The 21022-nt window shown below is 64.7% G+C and carries 20 protein-coding genes; 6 read left to right on the top strand and 14 right to left on the bottom strand.

The window, feature by feature from the left end; genetic code table 11:
* Positions 1–113: 113 nt before the first annotated feature.
* The 4 genes from K2U94_RS07815 (at position 114) to queD (ending at position 2398) form a co-directional block, all read left to right on the top strand.
* A complete protein-coding gene (locus tag K2U94_RS07815; protein WP_243066672.1) occupies positions 114–527 on the top strand; it encodes a c-type cytochrome in 414 nt (137 codons plus the stop codon).
* A gap of 188 nt (positions 528–715) precedes the next feature.
* Entirely contained in the window at positions 716–1114 is a 399-nt protein-coding gene (locus K2U94_RS07810; protein WP_243066671.1) for a dihydroneopterin aldolase, read from the top strand.
* Complete coding sequence (locus K2U94_RS07805; RefSeq protein ID WP_243066670.1) at positions 1111–1857, top strand: SDR family NAD(P)-dependent oxidoreductase; 747 nt, start codon at positions 1111–1113, stop codon at positions 1855–1857. Before K2U94_RS07810 ends, K2U94_RS07805 begins: the two co-directional genes overlap by 4 nt.
* Positions 1858–2038: 181 nt before the next feature.
* A complete protein-coding gene (gene queD, locus K2U94_RS07800) occupies positions 2039–2398 on the top strand; it encodes a 6-carboxytetrahydropterin synthase QueD (protein WP_243066669.1) in 360 nt (119 codons plus the stop codon).
* 138 nt (positions 2399–2536) lie between these two features.
* On the opposite strand, the gene K2U94_RS07795 is transcribed toward queD, so the two are convergent.
* Genes K2U94_RS07795 through K2U94_RS07785 form a run of 3 tightly spaced genes read right to left on the bottom strand, consistent with a single transcriptional unit; the run spans position 2537 to position 5624 of the window.
* Positions 2537–3478: an Hsp33 family molecular chaperone gene (locus tag K2U94_RS07795; RefSeq protein ID WP_243066668.1), complete on the bottom strand. Its 942-nt coding sequence runs from the start codon at positions 3476–3478 to the stop codon at positions 2537–2539.
* Entirely contained in the window at positions 3475–4419 is a 945-nt protein-coding gene (argF, locus tag K2U94_RS07790) for an ornithine carbamoyltransferase (RefSeq protein ID WP_243066667.1), read from the bottom strand. Before argF ends, K2U94_RS07795 begins: the two co-directional genes overlap by 4 nt.
* Positions 4416–5624 carry an aspartate aminotransferase family protein gene (locus tag K2U94_RS07785; RefSeq protein WP_243066666.1) on the bottom strand — a complete coding sequence of 403 codons (1209 nt, stop codon included), beginning with the start codon at positions 5622–5624 and terminating at the stop codon, positions 4416–4418. The genes argF and K2U94_RS07785 overlap by 4 nt, the downstream gene beginning before the upstream one ends.
* A gap of 484 nt (positions 5625–6108) precedes the next feature.
* On the opposite strand from K2U94_RS07785, the gene K2U94_RS07780 reads away from it, so the two are divergent.
* Positions 6109–6630, top strand: coding sequence for a GcrA family cell cycle regulator (locus K2U94_RS07780; RefSeq protein ID WP_243066665.1), 522 nt, complete (start codon positions 6109–6111; stop codon positions 6628–6630).
* 275 nt (positions 6631–6905) lie between these two features.
* On the opposite strand, the gene phoB is transcribed toward K2U94_RS07780, so the two are convergent.
* The 11 genes from phoB to K2U94_RS07725 form a co-directional block, all read right to left on the bottom strand.
* Entirely contained in the window at positions 6906–7649 is a 744-nt protein-coding gene (phoB, locus tag K2U94_RS07775) for a phosphate regulon transcriptional regulator PhoB (RefSeq protein ID WP_243066664.1), read from the bottom strand.
* A 23-nt stretch (positions 7650–7672) separates the two neighbouring features.
* Entirely contained in the window at positions 7673–8377 is a 705-nt protein-coding gene (gene phoU / locus K2U94_RS07770) for a phosphate signaling complex protein PhoU (RefSeq protein ID WP_243066663.1), read from the bottom strand.
* 31 nt (positions 8378–8408) lie between these two features.
* Complete coding sequence (gene pstB / locus K2U94_RS07765) at positions 8409–9209, bottom strand: phosphate ABC transporter ATP-binding protein PstB (RefSeq protein ID WP_243066662.1); 801 nt, start codon at positions 9207–9209, stop codon at positions 8409–8411.
* Complete coding sequence (gene pstA, locus K2U94_RS07760; RefSeq protein ID WP_243066661.1) at positions 9206–10051, bottom strand: phosphate ABC transporter permease PstA; 846 nt, start codon at positions 10049–10051, stop codon at positions 9206–9208. The genes pstB and pstA overlap by 4 nt, the downstream gene beginning before the upstream one ends.
* Position 10052: 1 nt before the next feature.
* A complete protein-coding gene (gene pstC / locus K2U94_RS07755) occupies positions 10053–11048 on the bottom strand; it encodes a phosphate ABC transporter permease subunit PstC (protein ID WP_243066660.1) in 996 nt (331 codons plus the stop codon).
* 62 nt (positions 11049–11110) lie between these two features.
* Positions 11111–12154, bottom strand: a complete 1044-nt coding sequence (gene pstS / locus K2U94_RS07750; RefSeq protein WP_243066659.1) for a phosphate ABC transporter substrate-binding protein PstS — start codon at positions 12152–12154, stop codon at positions 11111–11113.
* Positions 12155–12359: 205 nt separating this feature from the next.
* A complete protein-coding gene (locus tag K2U94_RS07745; protein ID WP_243066658.1) occupies positions 12360–13409 on the bottom strand; it encodes an ATP-binding protein in 1050 nt (349 codons plus the stop codon).
* Positions 13410–13426: 17 nt separating this feature from the next.
* The gene (locus K2U94_RS07740) at positions 13427–14653 is read right to left on the bottom strand and encodes a lysylphosphatidylglycerol synthase domain-containing protein (protein ID WP_243066657.1); all 1227 of its coding nucleotides are present in this window, start codon (positions 14651–14653) and stop codon (positions 13427–13429) included.
* A gap of 290 nt (positions 14654–14943) precedes the next feature.
* Complete coding sequence (locus K2U94_RS07735; RefSeq protein ID WP_243066656.1) at positions 14944–17310, bottom strand: glycosyltransferase family protein; 2367 nt, start codon at positions 17308–17310, stop codon at positions 14944–14946.
* Positions 17282–18382: a GTP cyclohydrolase II RibA gene (ribA, locus tag K2U94_RS07730; RefSeq protein WP_243066655.1), complete on the bottom strand. Its 1101-nt coding sequence runs from the start codon at positions 18380–18382 to the stop codon at positions 17282–17284. The genes K2U94_RS07735 and ribA overlap by 29 nt, the downstream gene beginning before the upstream one ends.
* 245 nt (positions 18383–18627) lie before the next feature.
* Positions 18628–18924 (bottom strand): hypothetical protein, encoded by a 297-nt coding sequence (locus tag K2U94_RS07725; protein ID WP_243066654.1) that lies wholly within the window; start codon positions 18922–18924, stop codon positions 18628–18630.
* 378 nt (positions 18925–19302) lie between these two features.
* Here K2U94_RS07725 and K2U94_RS07720 point away from each other — a divergent pair, with 378 nt between their 5' ends.
* Positions 19303–20982 (top strand): glycosyltransferase family 4 protein, encoded by a 1680-nt coding sequence (locus K2U94_RS07720; protein ID WP_243066653.1) that lies wholly within the window; start codon positions 19303–19305, stop codon positions 20980–20982.
* Positions 20983–21022: the final 40 nt, after the last annotated feature.

The following is a 21022-nucleotide window of genomic DNA, read 5'->3' as shown; positions in this document are numbered from 1 at the left end:
ATTGCTTCGCATCATGTCGAAACGCCTGTGATTCACCATAAGGTTCGGGAAGCGCGACGTTCGTCGCCATCCCGGCGCGGCGAACGCGCCACACGGCAAGCGGAGCAAAAATTATGCGAGGCAAGATTCTGGTTCTTTCCGGCGCGCTGTTCGCCGCTCTGGCGTTTGGCGCGCAAGCCGCACAGCTCAAGGGCGACCCCAAGGCGGGTGAGATCGTGTTCAACCAATGTCGGCAATGCCATCACATCGGCAAGGGCGCGACCAATTTCTACGGTCCGGTGCTGAACGGCATCATCGACCGTCCGGCCGGCACTGTTCCCGGCTATAATTATTCCGAGGCCAACAAGCATTCGGGCAAGGTCTGGAACGTCGCCACCCTCACCTCCTATCTCAAGCAGCCGCAGCATGACGTGCCGAAAACCTATATGACCTTCAAGGGCCTCAAGGGCGACCAGGACATCGCCAACGTCATCGCCTATATGTCGCAGTTCGACCGCAGCGGCGCGATGCACGCCCCGACCGAATAGGCCGCGCGTCAGCCGTTCTCCACCATGCGAAGCCGCCGGTCCCGCCGGCGGCTTTTTCGTGGTCGGGCGAAGCACCGCGCCGCCGGAGTCGATGCGCCCGTCGAAGCATGATCTTTTCCGAAAACCGGATTCCACTTTTCCCCGATCATGTTCTATGAAGCGCCACGAATGCGAACAAGGCGGAAAGAATGAACGACCTGTTTTACGGCGAAGACCATATCGTCGTGCGCCTCGACGAGGTTTGCGTCAATGTCTCCTGCGGACTGCATCCCTGGGAGCGCCACCCCGAGCGTCCAACCCGCCTGATGATCTCCGTCCGCCTTTACGCGCCGCTGACCGCCCGCTGCGCCGCCGACCAGCCGATCATCGATTACGACTTGGTGCGCGACCGCATCCGCGCCCTGGAGAACGAAGGCCATATCGACCTCGTCGAATCCGTCGCCGACCGGATCGTCGATTCCTGTTTCCATGACGAGCGCGTCGTCGCCTGCAGGCTGTCGATCCGCAAGCCCGACATCTACAACGAGACGCGCGGCGCCGGCATCGACCTGTTCCGCACCCGAGCGCGATGGAGCGCCGCGGAATGAAGACGGCTCTGGTGACCGGCGCGGCCAGCCGCCTCGGCGCGCCGCTCGCCCGCTATCTCGCCAGCCGGAACTTCCGCATCCTCCTGCACGCCAACAGATCGATGGACAAGGCGCGCCTGCTTGCGCACAGCCTCGCGGAACAAGGCGCGGAAACCCATGTGGTCGCCGCCGATTTCGCCGACCAGACGTCGATCGCGCGATTTTGCGGGGAACTGACCGCACGCTTCGGCGCGCCCGACGTCATCGTCAACAACGCCTCGACGTTCGAACATGATTACCCCGGCGAGGCGGACCCGGAAAAGCTGGCGACAAGCCTGTCGGTCCATGTGCTGGCGCCCTTTTCGATCATCGAGGCGGCGGCCAAAGCCAAGAAACCAGGCGCCGTGGTGAGCGTCTTCAACATTCTCGACCACAAGCTTCTCAACCTGAACCCGGATTATTACTCCTACACTCTGGGCAAGAGCGCGCTGATGGCGCTGACGGCGATGTGGCGGCAGGCGGAGCGGCGCGACATCCGCGTGTTCGGCCTGCTGCCCGGCCTGATGTTCCCGTCGGGGCCGCAGACCGAGGAGCGCTTCGCGACGGACGCCAGGAAAATTCCGACCGGCCGCGCCACGCCCGCCGACCAGATTTGCGCGGCGATCGGCTTCTTCCTCGACCATCCCGACATGCCGGGGCAGATGCTGCCGATCGACGGCGGCGAGCATCTCGTCCCCCGCAGCCGCGATGTCGCTTTCGAGTGATTTTCGCTTTTTTTGCGTCGCGAAGGACGCTAATACCGGTTCTCAATTGTGAGAACCGGTTGGGAGCAAACGCCATAGGCCGTCGAAAGACGCCCGTCTGACGGCGGGCTTATCGGCCGAGCTGATGCGAGAGATCCGTTGAGCGCGCCTGCCGCGATCAAGAAAACCAAAAAGCCCCGCCATGCCCGTAACCATCACCCAGGCCTTCACCTTCGAGGCCGCACACCATCTGCCCCATGTGCCCGAAACCCACAGGTGCCGGCGCCTGCATGGCCATTCCTATCGCGTCGAACTGCGGCTCGGCGGCGAAGTGGACGCCCATACCGGCTTCATCGTGGATTTCTTCGAGGTCGAAAAGGCCTTCCAGCCGCTGCTCGCGCGCCTCGACCACCATCTGCTCAACGACATCGAGGGGTTGGAAAACCCGACCGCCGAGAATATCGCGGTCTGGATTTACCAGCGCGTCAAGCCCGAACTGTCGCAGCTCGAATCGGTGAAGATCTTCGAGACGCCAATGTGCTGGGCGGAATATTGCGGTTGAAGCCGGGAAGGACGGCGGGGGGGCGCCCCGCCATCCTTAAGCCGTCGGTTAATAGCAGACCCAGATGAAATTGCCGAAGAACGGGTTGTATCGCCAGCACGGGCCAATGCCATAGGCGCCTGCCGCGACGACGGAGTTTCAGTCTTCCCGGAAATCGTCGGGGTTGTAGCGGCGCAGCGTCGAGCAGAATTCGCAGGTCACGCCGATCATCCCATCGTCCCCGATCATGTCGTCGCGCTCGGCCTGCGAGAAGCTGCGTAGCATGGATTCGACCCGCTCGCTCGAACAGCGGCAGGCGTCGCGCAAGGGATGGGGCGGAAAGACGTGGACGCCGCGCTCATGGAACAGGCGATAGGCCAGAGACTCGCTCGACAGGTCGGGGTCGAGCAATTCGTGATCCTCGACGGTGGAGGCGAACGCCTGGGCCTCGGTCCAGGCTTCGTCCTCCGTCCATTCATGCGCCTGAAAACCCTCCGGCGTGTCGCCGGGCGGCAAATCGGCCTGACGGCGGCGCTCCTCGGAATGGGGCAGGAATTGCGCCAGCAGCCCGCCCGCGCGCCAACTCGTCCCGGCCGGGGTCACGACCTGACCCGCCGCCAGCCGGATGAAGGTGGGAATCTGCTCCGACTGCTGGAAATAGAGCCTGGCCGCCGCCTCCAGGGAGCCGCCGTCGATCGGCGCGACGCCCTGATAGCGCGTGAGCTCGCCGCCCTGCTCGATGGTCAAGGCAAGATGGCCCCGCCCGAGCAGCGCGTCGGCGGCGACACCGCCCCGCGGCGGCAAACGCGCGGCGTCGAAACGGGCAAAGGCGCGCAGCCGGTCCGGCGCGTCGAAATCGACCACGATCATGTCGACCAGCCCGTCGGTGCGGGTCTGCAACTGAAATCTTCCGCCCGATTTCAGCACCGAGCCGAGCAGCACGGTCAGCGCCGCCGCCTCGCCCAGGAGGCGAGCCACCGGATCGGGATAGGCATGGCGGGATAAAATGGCGTCGATCGCCGGGCCGAGCCGCGCCAGACGGCCGCGCAGATCGAGCGGCGCGACCGCGAAAGGCAGGACGCTGTCGTCCGCTCCGGTCACGCATCGCCCTCCATGCACCAGGCGAGAACGCCTTTCTGGGCGTGCAGGCGGTTCTCTGCCTCGTCAAAGACGAGGGACTGCGCGCCGTCGATGACCTCGTCGGTGACTTCCTCGCCGCGATGCGCCGGCAGGCAATGCATGAACACAGCGTCCTTGTCGGCGTGGCGCATCAGCTTGGAATTGACCTGATAGGGCGCGAGCAGCATGTGGCGCAGCTTTTCGTCCTTGTCGCCCATCGAGACCCAGCAGTCCGTCAGCACGCAATTCGCGTCCTGAACCGCCTCATAGGGGTCGCGCATGACATTGACCACCCCGCCCTGGGACCGCGCCCAGGCGATGAGTTCGGGACGCGGCGCCAATTCCTCCGGCGAGGCGATGTCCAGAGTGAAGCCGAACCGGGCCGCGGCATGGACCCAGCTCGTCAGGACGTTGCAGGCGTCGCCGATCCACGCGACCCGCGCCCCGGCGATGTCGCCGCGATGCTCCTCATAGGTCATGATGTCGGCCATGACCTGGCAGGGATGGGTCTTCTTGGTCAGGCCGTTGATCACCGGCACGGTCGCATAGGCCGCCATTTCCATCAGATGCTCATGGGCGAGGATGCGGATCATGATGGCGTCCACGAAGCGCGACAGGACCCGCGCGGTGTCGGCGATGGTTTCGCCGCGCCCGAGCTGCATTTCGGCGCCTGTGAGCATCAACGTTTCGCCGCCCAGCTCCCGCATGCCGACGTCAAAAGAGACGCGCGTGCGGGTGGACGGCTTGTCGAAGATCATCGCGAGCATGCGGCCCTCCAGCGGCTTGTCCGGCGACGGACGCCCCTTGCGGCGGCGGCGCTTGATGTCGACGGCGCGGTCGAGAACGCCGCGCAGCTGATCGAGCGAGAATTCCGAAATGTCGAGAAAACAACGGCGCGCCGGATCGATCGGCGGCAGATTCATGTATTGGCTCCCTGTTTGTCCCCGTGCGCCGGCGGAATTTCGAAATGGCGGCACGCCGCGCCGAGGCGGCGCACGCCCTCGCGGATCTCGTCGTCGGAGACGATCAGCGGCGGCAGGATGCGCACGACATTTTCCGCCGCCGGAATGACGATGAGTTTTTCCGCCCGCGCGGCCGCCGCGAAATCGGCGTTGGGCACGCGCAGGCGCAGGCCCTGGATCAGGCCTTCGCCGCGAATTTCCGCGATGACGTCGGGATGCTCGCCGACGAGCCCCGCAAGCGCCTGGCGCAGCAGCAGACCTTTTCGCGCGACATCGTCCAGAAAGCCCGGCGCGAGCACCACATCGAGCACGGCGGCGCCGCAAGCCATGGCGAGCGGATTGCCGCCATAGGTCGTGCCGTGGGTACCCAGGCCCATGCCCTTGGCGGCCTCGGCGGTCGCCAGCACCGCGCCGAGCGGGAAGCCGCCGCCGATGCCCTTGGCCGAGGCCAGAATATCCGGCGCGACGCCATAGAGCTCATAAGCGAAGAATTTGCCGGTGCGGCCGATGCCGGATTGCACCTCGTCGAAGCACAACAGCAATTTGTGCTCGTCGCATAAGGCGCGCAAGCCGCGGATGAATTCCGGCGCGCCGACGCGGACGCCGCCCTCGCCCTGGATCGGCTCGACCAGAATGGCGCCGGTCTGCGGTCCGATCGCCGCCTTGACCGCGTCGAGATCGCCGAAGGGCACCGTATCGAATCCGGGCATTCTCGGCCCGAAGCCGTCGAGATATTTCGGATTGCCGCCGGCCGCGAGCGTCGCGAGCGTCCTACCGTGGAAGGCGCCCTCGAAGGTGATCATGTGGAAGCGATCCTGCGCGCCATTGGCTGTATTCCATTTGCGGGCCATCTTGATGGTCAGCTCGACAGCCTCGGCGCCGGAATTCTGGAAGAACACGAGGTCGGCGAAAGTCGCCTCGGTCAGACGCTTCGCGAAGGCTTCCGCCTCGGGAATCTCGAACAGGTTGGACGTGATCCAGAGCTTTTGCGCCTGCTCGATCAACGCCCGGTTCAAATGCGGATGGGCGTGGCCGAGACTTGTCACCGCGATGCTGGAGCCGAAATCCAGATATTTTTCGCCGTCGGTCGAAGTCAGCCAGACGCCCTCGCCGCGTTCGAAGGCCAAATGGCACCGCGCATAGGTCGGAAGAAGAGCAGAAGTCACGTCCGTACTCCCAACGGCAATCTGGCCGGCCGCCCGGCCGAAGGCGGATCCGACAAGGCGTCCGGGGGCCAATTGAAAATGAAAGCGCCGTCCCGCGGGGACGGCGTCGGCAGGCCAACAATTTAGAAAATCCAAGGCGCAAGGTCAAATCGCCTCGCCATTCGAATTTGGACTTCGCGGCGGCCCGATCGCAAACGCCTGGGGAAAACCTTTCACGTTTCTTTACGACTCTTGCGCCCGATTCAACGACTAGTGTAACCTTACCTCAGTCGGCTACGACATCTCGTGCGGCGCGCGTTTGAAATGCGCCTGCCTGGTTAAGTCCTCGTCAGGTCGGAACCTTCCGCCGTCTGCGTTCGCGCAGACGACAGGATTGGGATTCGTCTCATGATGGCGCACGCGAGAGATCGGAGCCGAATGGATACGACGCCCAGCGCCGTTCCGTACAAGGACAAGAAACAAACAAGGTTTTGGAGGCCACGCGATGTCCTGGACCGATGAACGCGTCGAGCAATTGAAGAAAATGTGGCTTGACGGTTTGAGCGCCAGCCAGATCGCCAACGAACTGGCTCACGGCATCACCCGCAATGCGGTCATCGGCAAGGTGCATCGCCTCGGACTTTCCGGCCGGGTCAAATCCCCCGCGCCCGCCCCCGCCCGAACCCGCGGCAAGAGCCGGCCGGAAGAGGAAAATTGCGCGCCGGCGGCCCCAATCTCCCACGGCAATCTGGCCGTCGCCACCGAGGCGCGGCCGCTGCCCGCGCCGGCGCCGCGCCCCGCCGCGCAAGAAGTCGTGATTCCGATGTCGGAGCGCGTGAGCATCATGGACCTGCGCGAGTCCATGTGCCGCTGGCCGCTGGGCGATCCCGCCAGCCCGGATTTCCGCTATTGCGGCGCCCGCATGCAGATCGGCCTTGGTCCCTATTGCGCCCATCACGCCCGCATCGCCTATCAACCGGCGCAGGATCGCCGCCGCGACCGCGACAGGCGCGCCGCCCGGGGCTGAGCGCGATCAAATCGCGTTTCGACCGGATCGAAATTCAACTTTTCGGAGTGGCTTCGGAGATATGCTGACGCCCTGCCCGTGTCGTTGCAAGCCCAGCGAGGCAGTCAACTCCTTCCAGCTCCTGAAAGATGGCGCGGATTGCTTCGCCGCCATGGCTCGACGCCTGGCGTCGAGCGTCTCATTCGGATGGGGCGCCTCCGCGCCCATGCTCCTCGCAATGACGACGCTCGCCATGCAAACTATTGAACGTTCTTGACAACTCGCCTGAAAGACGGTCAGCCCCGCCCGAAAGTCTCGTCGAAGGAATAGCCCGAACCGCGCACCGTGCGGATCGGATCGACCTCGTCGCCCTTGGCCAGCGCTTTCCGCAGTCGGCCGATATGGACGTCCACCGTGCGCTCGTCGATCTCGGCGGAAAGCCCCCAGACGCTGTCGAGCAATTGGGAACGCGCGAACACCCGGCCCGGCTTCTCCATCAGATATTCGAGCAGGCGGAATTCGGTTGGGCCGAGATGGACCTCCCGCGCGCCCCGGCGGACGCGGCGCGTCTCGCGGTCAAGCTCCAGCTCGCCGGCCGTCAGCTTCACCGCGACGCGCTCCGGGCGCGCCCGGCGCAGCAGCGCGCGCACGCGGGCCATCAATTCCGGCACGGAAAAAGGCTTGACCACATAATCGTCGGCGCCGACGGAAAGGCCGCGCACCCGTTCGCCCTCTTCGCCGCGCGCCGTCAGCATGATGACGGGAAGGGTTCGCGTCGTCTCCCGCGCCCGCAGACGGCGGCAGATTTCGAGGCCGGAGACGCCGGGCAGCATCCAGTCGAGAATGACGAGATCAGGGGCCGATTCCTCCAGCCGCAATTCCGCTTCGTCGCCGCGCTCGACGCGATCGACGACATAGCCTTCCGATTCGAGATTATAGCTCAACATCAGGCCGAGGGCGGATTCGTCTTCGACCACAAGAATGCGCGGAGCCCCACCGGGGGATGCGGCTCCGATGACAGAAGCGCGCGGTTCGTTCATGAAAGCTGATGGCTCCTAATGTTTCACGGCAACATCGCCGCCGCTTCCGCGCCGCGCGGCCGGTCCTCGCTCGCCAGAGTCTCGCCGGTCGCGATATAGACGACCGTCTCGGCGATATTGGTCGCGTGATCGCCGACCCGCTCGAGGTTTTTCGAGCAGAACAGCAGATGGGTGCAGAAGGTGATGTTGCGCGGATCTTCCATCATGAAGGTGAGCAGGTCGCGAAACACAGAATCTTCGAGCGCGTCGAGTTCGGCGTCGCGTTCCCACACCAACTTGGCGCGGTCGGCGTCGCGCTGGGCATAGGCGTCGAGCACGTCCTTGAGCTGGTTGGCGGCCAGTTCATGCATCGACTTGAGCCCGATTACCGCGCGCGGCAGCCGCGCCTCGCCCGCGATCTTGGCCGCGCGCTTGGCGATGTTCTTGGCCTGGTCGCCGATGCGCTCGAGGTCGGCGGAAATGCGGATCACGCCGACGACGTCGCGCAGATCGATCGCCACCGGCTGGCGGCGGGCAAGCGTGCGCACGGCGAGGTCCTCGATCATCCTCTGGAGATTGTCGAGACGCATATCCGTCTCGACGACCCTTTTCGCGAGATCGACATTCATGGTCGCCAGCGCGTCCATCGCGTCGGAGAGCATTTTTTCGGCTATGCCGCCCATTTCGGAAATGTGGCGGTCGAGCGTTTCGAGATCGGTATCGAAAGAGCGGACGGTATGATCGACCATGTTCTGATTCCTGTCTGGCCAGAGCTTGAAATCAGCCGAACCGGCCGGTGATGTAATCCTGGGTGCGGCGCTCTTTCGGCGTCGTGAAGATATTGTCGGTGTGGTCGAATTCGACCATTTCGCCGAGATACATGAAGGCCGTGTACTGCGACACGCGCACTGCCTGCTGCATATTGTGGGTGACGATGGCGATGGTGTAGTCGCGGCGCAACTCGTCGATCAGTTCCTCGACCTTGGCGGTCGAGATCGGATCGAGCGCCGAAGCCGGCTCGTCGAACAAAATGACTTCCGGCTGGATCGCGACGGTGCGGGCGATGCACAGGCGCTGCTGCTGGCCGCCGGACAGGCTGAGGCCGCTGGCGTTGAGCTGGTCCTTGACCTCGTCCCAAATCGCCGCGCCGCGCAGGGCCTTCTCGACCCGCTCGTCCATGTCGGCCTTGCCCATCTTCTCGTAGAGCCGGATGCCGAAAGCGATGTTGTCATAGATCGACATCGGGAAGGGGGTGGGCTTCTGGAACACCATGCCGACCCGGGCGCGCAGGGCGTTGACGTCGAGCTTGGGGTCGAGAATGTTCTCACCGTCGAGCAGAACCTCGCCCTCCGCGCGCTGGCGCGGATAGAGGTCGTACATGCGGTTGAGCACGCGCAGCAGGGTGGACTTGCCGCAGCCCGACGGTCCAATCAGGGCCGTCACCTGGTTGGTGTAGAACCTGAGGTTCACCGACTTCAGCGCCTTCTGATCACCGTAATAGAAGTCGAGATTCCTGACCACCATCTTTTCCGCGAGATTCTCACGCGGAGCGGGAGCTTCCTGGGCGACAACTTCGGTCATGAGCTGGTCCTTTGTGCGCCGAGAACGCGAGCGGTAATCGAAAGCGCCAGAACGGCGACGGTGATGGTGAGCGCGCCGACCCAGGCCAAAGCCTGCCATTCCTTGTAGGGCGAGAGAGCGAACTGGAAGATCACGACCGGCAGGCTGGCCATGGGCGCGTTGAGATTGGTGCTCCAGAACTGGTTGTTCAGCGAGGTGAACAGAAGCGGCGCCGTCTCGCCCGAGATGCGGGCGATCGCCAGCAGCAAGCCAGTGATGAGGCCGGCGCGCGCCGCCTTATAGGCGACGTGACGGATGACCAGCGAGCGCGGCAGGCCGAGCGCCGACGCCGCCTCGCGCAGGGTTCCAGGAACCAGGTTGAGCATGTCCTCGGTGGTGCGCACCACGACGGGAACCACCAGCAGAGCGAGGGAGATCGCGCCGGCCAGCGCCGAGAAATGGCCCAAAGGCACCACGGCGATTTCATAGACGAACAGGCCGATGACGATCGACGGCGCTGAGAGCAGAACGTCGTTGATGAAGCGCACCACCATCGCCAGCTTCGAGTTCCGGCCATATTCCGCCATATAGGTGCCGGCGAACAGGCCGAGCGGCGCTCCAATCATGACGCCAAGGAAGGTCATGATCAGCGAACCCATGATGGGGTTGAGGAGGCCGCCGCCGGACGTGCCGGGCGGCGGGGTCATCTTGGTGAAGACATCCGGGGAAAGGCCGGAGAAGCCGTTCCACAACAGAGCGCCGAGGATCAGGGCCAAGGCGAGGAGGCCGACGCCCGTCGAAGCATAGCACAGCCCCATGGCGATGGCGCTGCGCGTCTTGCGCACGGCTTGCAAGGAGGACATTTCAGCGCGCTCCCTTTCCTTCGATGCGCATCAGCAACAGGCGCGATATGGCGAGAACGACGAAGGTGATGACGAACAGCAGCAGGCCGAGGGCGATCAACGAGGAGGTGTAAATGTCGCCGGTCGCTTCGGTGAATTCGTTGGCGATGGTCGCCGAAATCGTCGTGCCGGGGCCGAGGATCGACGCATGGATCTTATGGGCGTTGCCGATGACGAAGGTGACCGCCATGGTTTCGCCGAGGGCGCGCCCCAAGGCCAGCATCACGCCGCCGACGAGACCGATGCCGGTGTAAGGCGCGACGATGCTGCGCATCACTTCCCAGCGCGTGCAGCCGACGCCATAGGCCGCCTCCTTGAGCACCGGGGGCACCGTGTCGAACACGTCGCGGGAGATCGAGGAGATCAGCGGCAGGATCATGATGGCGAGAATGATGCTCGCGGTCAAAATGCCGATGCCATAGGGCGGCCCCGCGAACAGTTGGTTCAGCAGGGGAACATCGGCGAAAGCGCCGATCAGCGCTGGCTGGACGGTCGCCTGCAGGAAGGGCGCGAAAATGAACATGCCCCAGATGCCGTAAATGATCGACGGAATGCCGGCGAGCAGTTCGACGGCGATGCCGATCGGGCGGCGCAGCTTGTAAGGGCAGAGTTCGGTGAGGAAAATGGCGATGCCGAAGCCGATCGGCACGGCGATGGCCAAAGCGATGATCGAGGTGACGAGCGTGCCGTAAACGGCCGGCGCCGCGCCGAAATTCTCCGTGACCGGATTCCAGGCGTCGGAGGTCAGAAAGCCGAAGCCGAATTTGCTCAGGGCCGGCAGGGAGCCTTGAACCAAGGACAGGATGACGCCGCCGAGCAGAATGAGAACGGCGATCGCGCTGGATTTGGTGAGGACATGGAAGGCTTGGTCGCCGAGTTCGAAACGGCGCAGCACCTTCTCGCGAATTTCGCTTTGCGCCGCCGGTTTGGCCACGGAACTCAATGCCGCCTCCGCCATGGTACAGTCCTCTAACGGTTAGACGGCCGGAAGCCAAAGCCTCCGGCCGACAGGTCCGGAGATTATTTCGGCTCGTAGACCGGCTTGCCGCTAGCGTCCTTGATGTCGCTCGCCCAGGTCTTCTTGATCAGGGTGACGACATTGGCAGGCATCGGAATATAGTCAAGCGCTTCGGCCTGCTTGGCGCCATGGGCGAAGGCCCAGTCGAAGAACTTCAGCGCAGTGGCGGCGGCGGCCGCATCCGGCACCTTCTTGGGCATCAGGATGAAGGTCGAGGCGGTGATCGGCCAGGACTTGGCGCCCGGCTGCTCGGTCAGGATCTGATAGAAGCCCGGCGCATGGGCCCAATCGGCGTTGGCGGCGGCCGACTGGAAGGTTTCCGTCTTCGGCGCGACCCGCTTGCCGTCCTTGTTGACCATGTCCATGTAGGTCATCTTGTTTTCCATGGCATAGGCGTATTCGACATAGCCGATGGAATTCTTGGTGATGCCGACGGTGTTGGCGACGCCCTCATTGCCCTTGGCGCCGAGGCCGACCGGCCATTCCACCGACACCGCGGAGCCGACCTTGGAAGCCCATTCGGGCGACACTTTCACCAGATAATTGGTGTAGTTGAAGGTCGTGCCCGAGCCGTCCGAACGATGCACCACGGCGATGGCCGTGTTGGGAAGCTTGGCGTTGGGGTTGAGCTTGGCGAGGGCCGGGTCGTTCCATTTGGTGATCTGGCCGAGGAAGACCTTCGCCAGGGTCGGGCCGTCGATCGCGAGCTGGCCGGGCTTGACGCCTTCAATATTGACGACCGGCACGATGCCGCCCATCACCATCGGCCATTGCACCAGGCCATTCTTCTCGAGAACGTCGGGCTTGAGCGGCGCGTCGCTGGCGCCGAACGTGACCGTTCTGGCCTCGATCTGCTTGATGCCGCCGCCGGAGCCAATCGACTGATAGTTCAGGCCGATTCCGGTGTCCTTTTTATAAGTGTCGGCCCATTTCGAATAGATCGGATAGGGGAAGGTGGCGCCGGCGCCGGAAATGTCGGCGGCAAGGGCGGAGGTCGCCGCGCTGACGACAGCGACGACAAGAGCGGAGCGCAGGAGTTTTGACATGCAAATCCTCTTCAGAGGCTGAATTGGGGCGGCCGCGAGGATGCGGGCGCGCATTGCGCCGGGGCGCGCCCTCCTCTACGACGCTCAAATGACAGTTCGGTGACGCCGGCCGGCGCATGGTTCAGATCGAGCTTGGCGCGGCGATTGAGTCGCCCGGAATTCGGGCGCGATGGAGCAAGTAAAAAAATCCTTACCCATCGTTAGATCATTTGGCGTCCAACGGCACGAAGGCGGTGAAAGCCGCGCCGCGTCCAGGCGCCGATTGTATGCCCAGCCGGCCGCGATGGCGGGCGAGAATGTGCTTGACCAGCGCGAGGCCCAGTCCCGTGCCGCCCTTGGCGCGGCTCTGCCCGGCGTCCACCCGGTAGAACCGTTCGGTGAGACGGGGAATGTTCTCCGGCGCTATGCCCGGCCCCTCGTCCCGCACCGTGAGAAAACCCATGCTTTCGCGCGCGCCGATCGCCACCCAGACCTTGCGCGCTGACTGTTTCTTGTCCGGCGCGCTGTATTTGATCGCGTTTTCGATCAGATTTTCGGCGACCCGCACCAATTCGTCGTGGTCGCCGCGCACCACGACCTTGCGGGCGTCGAGATCGAGCCTGACCCGATTTTCCATGGCGAGCGGCGTCAGAGCGTCGCAGACATGCTGGACGAGCGGCGCGAGATCGACCGCCGCGCGCGGCTGGACATGGAGGGTCTGCTCGATCCGCGACAGCGAAAGCAGGTCGTCCACCAACCGCGCCATGCGTCGCGCCTGCTCCAGCATGATGGGCAGGAAACGGGCGCGCGCCTCCGCGTCGCCCCGCGCCGGCCCCTGGAGGGTCTCGATGAATCCGAGCAACGAGGCGAGCGGCGTGCGCAATTCGTGGCTGGCGTTGGCGACGAAATCCACCCGTGCCTGCTCCAGCCGGCGCGATTCCGTAGCATCGTGCAGATTGAGCGCGACATAGCGCGTGACGTCGGAATGGAAGCCGGCGACATGGACCTGGAACAGCCGCTCGACCGGCACCCGGTCCAGCCAGGAGACGTTCTCCGGCTCGCCGGTTCTGAGCACGCGGGCGATGGCGTCATGCAGGTCCACGGCGCGCAGGGTGGACGCCAGCGGCGCCCTCAGCCGCAAAAGCGGAAAAATCACCCGCGCCGGACCGTTGGCGGCGACCAGACGGACCGCGGCGTCCACCACCAGCACCGGTTCGGGCATGGCTTCGATCAGACTGGCGACGAGGGCGTCGACCGAATCGCACGTTTCATTCATCCAGGTGAATTCCTGGCTCAGGCGTCCTTTTCCCCTTCGCTTTGCGCGCGGTTCATCGCCTCGCGCAGCGCGTCCCAGCGGCGCCCGCCTTCATTCGCGCCGAGGAGTGCAAGAGCCAACACGAAAGGAATGACATAATAAAGAACGCGGAACATCAACAGCGAGGCGAGCAGCGCCTCTTGCGAGGGCGAAGGCAGAACCTTCAGCATGGTCGCCTCGAAGACGCCGATGCCGCCCGGCGCATGACTGGCGATGCCGAGCAGGCAGGCGAAGACATAGACCGCGGCGAAAGTGAAGAAATCGAGCCCCTCGCGGGTGGGCAGCAGGACATAGAGCGCGGCGGCCGCGCTGCACAGGTCCATGACGCCGAGCGCGATCTGCCCGAGCGACAGGCCCAAGCCCGGCAGTTCGAGGGAAAGCCCCTGCCAGCGGGCGCGGCGCGGACGCGCGGAAACCCAATAGAGGTAGACGCCGATGGCGAGCAGGACGCCGAAGCCGATCAAGCGATTGAACTCGACCGCGAGATGGTCGATGTTCGAGACTGGCCTGGCCTCGACTATCAGGCCCAAGGCGATGACCACCGCCATGCCGAGCCAGAAGGTGACGCCGGCGACCACGGTGAGGCTGGCGATCTTGCCCGGGCGCACGCCGGCGCGGGAATAGATCCAGTAGCGCACCGTGCCGCCGGTGAAGATTGGAAAGCCAAGAGTGAAGGAGACGGCGTAGGAAGTGAAGGAGGCGAGCGCCGTGGTGCGATAGGGCACGCGCAATTTGAGCTGGCGCAGGGCGATTGCGTCATAGCCGGTCAGCATCAGATAGGAGCTGGCGGTGAAGAGCAGGCCAAGCGCGATCTGTCTCGCCGAGGTCGCGGCGAAGGCGGCCCGCAGCTGCGCCATATCGAGATGAGCAAGGACGCGGGAAAGGACGAAGACGGCAAGGCCGACGAGGATAACGCTCGCGGCGGCGCCGACGCGGCTGACGAGCTTGCGCCGCCGCTCGGCTTTGGCCACGATGGCCGCGCGTTCGCTCTGTCGTGTTGACGAAAACGACGTCGGCGCCACGTTCTGCGGCTCTGCCTCTTGCTCCTGGTCGCTCCCCATACGTTCCATCGCTGACGCTGCCTGAGCAGGATCGCCGCCCGGTCGCTCCGGGCCATCGGCGATCTCGCCGCGCGCGGGCGGGAAAAAGCCTAGGGACGGCGCGCCAGCGGCGGCGGCGCCCGGCTCCCGGACGCTGGGCGTCATTTACGGCGCCAACCCCGGTTCGGCAAGTCGCGAGTGGCCGCAGGGAATGGGGGCGGGCAATCTGCCGCGCAATCCAGGACGCTTGGGCTTTGCCGCTCTCGGCGTTCATCGAGGCTCGCGCACAGCGGTGGAACGTATGGCGACATCCAGTTGCGTTCGAGCCCGCGCGTCGCCAAGGCGATCGCGCCCCGCGCCATCCCTTCAGCGATGTCGCTCACCTGCGCCTCGCCCGCGATCGCCGCCGGATCCGAAATCCGTAGCGAGAAATTCAACGAAAATCGCAAACGCCCCTATCCGTGCAGAAACCTCTTCGGCAGAAATTGCACAAAGGCGCGGCTCGGCTCGAAGCGGAAGCGGACGCGATGCGGGCCGGGGCCGAGACGCACGGCGCGGAACATCAGATTGGCGCGGAAAATCGGCGCCGGCCGGCCATCGACATAGGCCGCCCACCAGCTTTGCCAGACGTCGTTGAGGACAAGAAAGCCGCCCTCCTTCGGCGCGTCGGCCTCAATGTCGATCAAGGTGTTGTCGTAGCGCAGGATTTTGGCCGAACCAGTCTCGGCCCGATTCGCCTGCGCCGCCGCAGCGTCCGGCGCGCAATTTAGGTCCGGATGTGCCGCGCATTCGGCGCGGTCGAACAGGACGAAGCGGCGGTAATCAATATCCGGCATCCCGCCCGTGGCGATGATTTGCGAAAAATCCGCCGCGATCGCCCGCCCCGGCAGCAAAACGCGCGGCAGAGCATCTTTATTTTCATAAATAAAGGCGTCGGCGGTGCGCTTGACCAAAGGCAGGTCGCCGGGCTTCAGGCTGTGGTCGATGTCTTCGGCGGGAACGCCGGTCGCGATCCAGCGCAGGCCCATGAGATTGGCCATCGGCGATTTGTAGGAATGAAAGGCCGGGGAAAAGACGCGCTCCGAGGGCAGCGCGACATGGTCGAGCGCGTGGGTCACATCGACGAAAAGCGCCAGCCGCATCGGATTATAGGCGAGGTCCGTATCGAAACCGTGGGTCAGGCCGGCGTTGGGCCATTGGAAGTCGATCCCGGCCAGTTCCACCCGGTCGCGGCGGTCCGGCGCCGCGTTCTCCGCCAGTTTCCGCTTGATGAAAAGAATGGTTTCGTTATGCGTGTTCTCCCGCAGCACGTCATAGGTCTGCGGCGGCAGGCCGGTGGAATCGTTCGGCGCATTGTTCAGCGACAGGTCGAAGCTCAGGACCAGACCGACCAGCAAAACGCCGAGCCAGGGTTTTGCGCGCCAGCGCCGGGCGCCGAGCAGCGCCCCCAGCGACAAAAGAGCGCAGACCAGAGAAAAGCCGATCGAAGGCAACGCCATGGCCAGATGATGCTTGGCGACGGCGACGCCGACAGCCAGAACGTAAAGCGCGGCGACCAGAGCCAGGCCAATATATCGCCCCCTTTTGTCCGGCGGCGCGTCGATGAAGCGGGAGACGCAATAGCCGCCGATGACCGCGGCAAAAACGCAAAGCGGAAAAGTGGCGTCGGCCGGGCGGCGGAACAGGTCGGCGCCCGGCAGTTCGAACAAAGCGGCGAAGACCGGGGTGTATTTGCCAAGCGCATAAACCCCGACGGCCAGGAAAGCGGCGAAGAAGAAGCGCATCGGACGCTCCAGCGCCCAAAGCCGGCCGAAACCGAACGCGACCAGCGCGAGAAAAGGCAAGGCGCCGAAATAGATCTCGGCCATGTTGCGGGCGAGAACGAGGCCGGTCGGACCCCAGCCGGACGAAGGCGGCCCCCAGGTCGCCGACAGCGGCCCGTGAATGTCATAGAGATTGGCGACCAGCGCGGTCAGAAGCGAGGCCGGATGGAGCGAGCCCATGAGAGCGCCCTGCAGCGTGATCTCGGGGCGGTTCGAGTCCTGCGTCAGCGCGACGGTCCACAAAAGCGGCGGCGCGACCAGGGGCAGGCCGACGATCAATCCGCCGAGCAGCGGCTTGAACATCCTCGCCAAGCGCGCTCCAAAGGCGTGGCTGTCGCTTTCCGGCGGCGAAAAGAGCCGCCAGAGGACGAAGGCGATCAGCGTCAGGGTGAACAGCCAGGCGACCTGGTCGGGACCAAGCACCATCATGGCGGCGAAGAAGCCCGCCGCCGCGCCCCACAGGAAGGAGGCGCGGTCCAATGCGCGGTTCAGCGCCCAGAAGGCGAGCGGAAACCACGACAAACTCATGATCTGCCCGATGTGCTGGATGCGCCAGGCCGCCGATCCCCCATAGGCAAAGGCGAGCGCCGCCACGATCCCGCCCGCCGCGCGCCAGCCGCGATCGCGGAAGTAAAGCATCCAGCCGATCCCGCCGAGGGTGAGCATGAGAAAGGCCACGGCGTCGGCCTGCTGGAAGGTCGGCTGCGCGACGAGGACGGCGAGAAGCAGATGCGGCAGGGAGAAGATCAGCGACTGCGGGTCGGCGATCTGCGGCATGCCCGCGAAGACATTGGGCGTCCAGAACGGCGACTGGCCGCTATGCAGCGCATGGGCGAGAAAGGAGAGCTGGGGCTGGAAGCCGGCCTTCGCGTCCCACGGGATCGTCACCTGTCCCGACAGCCAGGGCCAGGCGAGGTAGAGACTGGCGAGCAGGAACAGAAACAGCGAGAAACGAAAGACCGACTTGGACTCAACCGCCGGCGGGGGGGAGATCGACATCGAGATAGTGGCCCGCTCTGTCGCGTTTGGTGGCGAGGTAATGGATGTTCTGCGGCGTCGGCCGGCCCTGGATGCGCTGGTCGGTGACGTCGAGCCCGGCCGCCCGCAAGGCCTCGATCTTGGCCGGATTATTGGTCATCAGCCGCACCCGGGTCACGCCGAGCAGGTCGAGCATGCGCGCGGCATAGCCGAAGCGGCGCTGGTCGAGGCCGAAGCCCAGAATTTCGTCGGCGTCATAGGTGTCGTGGCCCTGGGCCTGAAGCTTATAGGCCCGCACCTTGTTAGCGAGGCCGTTGCCGCGCCCTTCCTGGTCGAGATAGAGGATCACGCCGCCGCCGTTTTCGGCCATGATCTTCGCGGTGTGACGCAACTGGTCGCCGCAATCGCATTTCAGCGAGCCGAACAGATCGCCGGTCAGGCAGGCGGAATGGAGCCGGACATGGACCGGGCCCGACAGGTCCGGCTTGCCGACGATCACCGCAGCCTGGTCGCGCAGGCCCTCGCCGCCCCGGAACACCACGATTTCGGAATCGGGCGCCCCTTCGAGCGGGACGGGCGCACGGCCGACGAGATGGAGCGAGAGCACCTTTTTGGCGCGAAAGGCGCGCACGTCGCAGCCCCGGACCTCCTGCAACTGAGACAAGGGTTCGGACAAGGGCGCGACGATCGCGCCGGGCAGAAGCGTGGCGAGGCGCAACAGATCGAGCGCCGCCTCCTCCGCCGCGCCCGGCGCCGACACCGGGGCGTCGATGCGCGCCTCCTCGTCGGCGAGCAACGCGCCCACCCGTTCAACGTCGATGCGCGGCGTGGCGACGAGTCCGGGCGTCGCCCGCTCGACCCCGAGCCGGCGCAGCCTTTGCGGCGAAAGGATCAGATTGGCGCGACCATTCGAAAGATTTTCGAGAATGGCGGCGGAGGCGGAATCGAGGTTCTCGGCCGGAAAGACCAGCAGGCGCGCGGCGCCCTCGGTCAGGACGACCGGCCGGCCGGCGCGCAGTTCCGCCATCGCGCGCTCGACACCGACCGCGCCGGAAACCGCAGGCGAAGAGAAAAGAGCCGATATATCTGTCATTTACCAGTAGTTTCCAAACCCACGCCGCGCCTTTTGCGTCCTTCTAGATAATCCCATTAGGACGTGAGAGCCAGCCTTAAGCGAGAATGGCGCCAGAGACAAAAATAATCCACTTATCTAGAAACTTATCATAACACACTGTTATTACTAGATAACATTTTTAAACTACCTTCTTCTTCGGCTCCGACGCCTGCGCATGAACACTCCACTTTCATTGCAGGAGATCCAACAGGGGCGGGCGGGAATCAGCCGAACAGGCCAGGCGGGCGCCAGATCATTTGTGCGTAAACCTCGTCGCCGCCATCCTCTGCCAAACCAAGGCGGCGATAGAGCTTTTCCGCGCCAATATCGGCGCGCGACATTAAGACCCAGCGGCCTGCCATGCCTTCGGGCCTCCTCCGGGGCAATGAATGGACCAGCGCCGAGGCCAGAGCCGCCCATTCCAGCGCGCGCGAGAGGCAAAACAGACCGAAACGGAAATCGGCGTCGCCCGCGGTTTCCGGCCGCAGCCGAATCGCGCCGGCGGCCGTGACGATCTCCATCGCTTCTCCTCTTTCACTGCGTCCCCGCTTCGCTATAGTTTCGCACGAATGGCGGGTCGGGGGAACATCATGAGCGAAGCCTTATCCGACGACGGCGCGGCGAAAATCGTCAGCGCCGCGGATTTTTTTTGCCCTATCGCGGCGCCGGTTTCACCGTCGCGGGGTTCGAACCCCGGCTGCTGCTGCGCGAGATCGACGAAGGCCCGGACCGCCCGCCGTTTCGCCCGCGATTCCGGTATCCCAGGGGTTGTTGGATTGGTAGGACGGCGCCAGCCCGAGCAGGGTCGTCTGCGGCGTTCGTCCGATGCCGCAACTTTGGGGACGGTCTTTGCCGCATGCGACGCCGAAGTCGCGGCGGCCTGAGCGAAACGATCGGCCATGGGGTTGCGCGGCAGCATCGATATGGTTTCCGGCGCTCTCGTCGAAGGCTGGGCCTGGGACGACGATCAACCGGAGGCGCCGGTCAGCATCATCGTCCTCGCGAACGGGGCGGTGGTGGGGCGTTGTCTCGCCAATCGCTTCCGGCGCGATCTTCTCGATGCGGGGATCGGCGACGGCAGGCGCGCCTTCAGCCTCCCGTTCCGAAAACGTCTTCCGGGCGGCGAGCGTTATACGGTCGAAGTCCGGCGGGAGGAGGACGGCGCCTTGCTGCCCGGTTCTCCGAAAGTCATCGAAACGCCATTGTCCTTCGACCAGGCCGTGGCGGACGAATTGGCCCGCATCCTTGCGGCCGCCGAGACGGACGAGGATTTCGAGCGGCGCATGGCCTTCCTGCTGGATCGGGCCGAGAAGCTGAAAAGCGATTACAGCCGGAAACGCAGCGGTCTCGCCGAGCGCGAGAAGCGTCAGCGATGGCAATCGCAGGACCCGGCAGGATCGCCCAACGGCCATCCCGCTCCCGAAACGCGGCCGTCGGCTTTGGTGATCGACGACCGGCTGCCCGACCTCGCCAGGGACGCTGGATCGAAGGCCATCGTCTCGCATATGCAATCGCTGCAAAGGCTGGGTTTCGACGTGAGTTTCGCGCCGGCCGACATGCGCGGCGACGCCGGCGCGCTCGAAGCTCTGGGCGTGACCTGCCATCTGAAGCCATGGGTCAATTCGGTGGAGGAAGCGCTTGAGCGCCAGCGCGGCGCCTATCGCCTGGTCTATCTGCACCGGTTTTCCAACGCCTCGTGCTATCTCGCCCTGGTCCGCAAGTTTCAGCCGCGCGCCCGGGTCATTTACAGCCTCGCCGATCTGCACGGGTTGCGGCTGGCGCGGGAAGCCGCGGCGGAACAGCGCGACGACCTCGCGCGGCACAGCGAATGGCTGCAGCAGCAGGAACTTTGGTTCGCCGCGCAGGCCGACGCCATCTTGACCCATTCTCCGGTCGAGCGGGAGATTTTGCAGCGGCGTCTGCCGCCCAGGAAAATCTTCGTCGCTCCGTGGCATGTCGCGCCCAATCCCGCCGGCGCCCGCTTTGCGCAACGCAATGGCGTGGGATTCCTGGCCCATTTCGCCCACCGGCCGAATCTCGACGCGGCGCAATCGCTCGTCAAATCGATCATGCCGGAGGTTTGGAGGAGAGACCCATCGATCCCCTGCTTTCTCGCCGGCAGCGAAATGCCGGAGAGTTTGCATCGGCTGGCGAGCGAGAGGGTCCGCATACTGGGCGCCGTCGCCGATCTCGGCGAGATTTTCAACAGCGTCCGCCTCACGGTCGCGCCATTGGCTTACGGCGCCGGACTGAAAGGCAAGGTGCTCGACAGCCTGGCGGCGGGCGCGCCCTGCGTCTATACGCCGGTCGCGGCCGAGGGATTCGCTTTCCCGAGAATTCTCGCCGATCAGATACGCGCGACGCCCGCCGAAATCGCGGAAGCCGTCGTCGCCTTGCACAATGACGAGGCGCTGAACGGACAAGTCCGCGAGGCGGGGATCGATTTCGTGCGGACGTCATTCAGCGAAAGCCAGGTCGACGCCGCGCTTGGCGAAGCGGCGGGTTTGCCCGGGAAAAGCCGCGAGGCCGCAAGGGCCGAGGCGCCGGACATGGCCCGCTCGGACACGAATGGCGCTTGACGCCTCCGGCAAGGGAGAGTTTTGGCGCATAGGTCCGATG

Origin of the sequence: Candidatus Rhodoblastus alkanivorans (genome assembly GCF_022760755.1) — a bacterium.
In the GTDB taxonomy this organism is placed as follows: Bacteria; Pseudomonadota; Alphaproteobacteria; order Rhizobiales; family Beijerinckiaceae; genus Rhodoblastus; species Rhodoblastus alkanivorans.
This window is presented reverse-complemented; position numbering and strand designations above follow the sequence as displayed.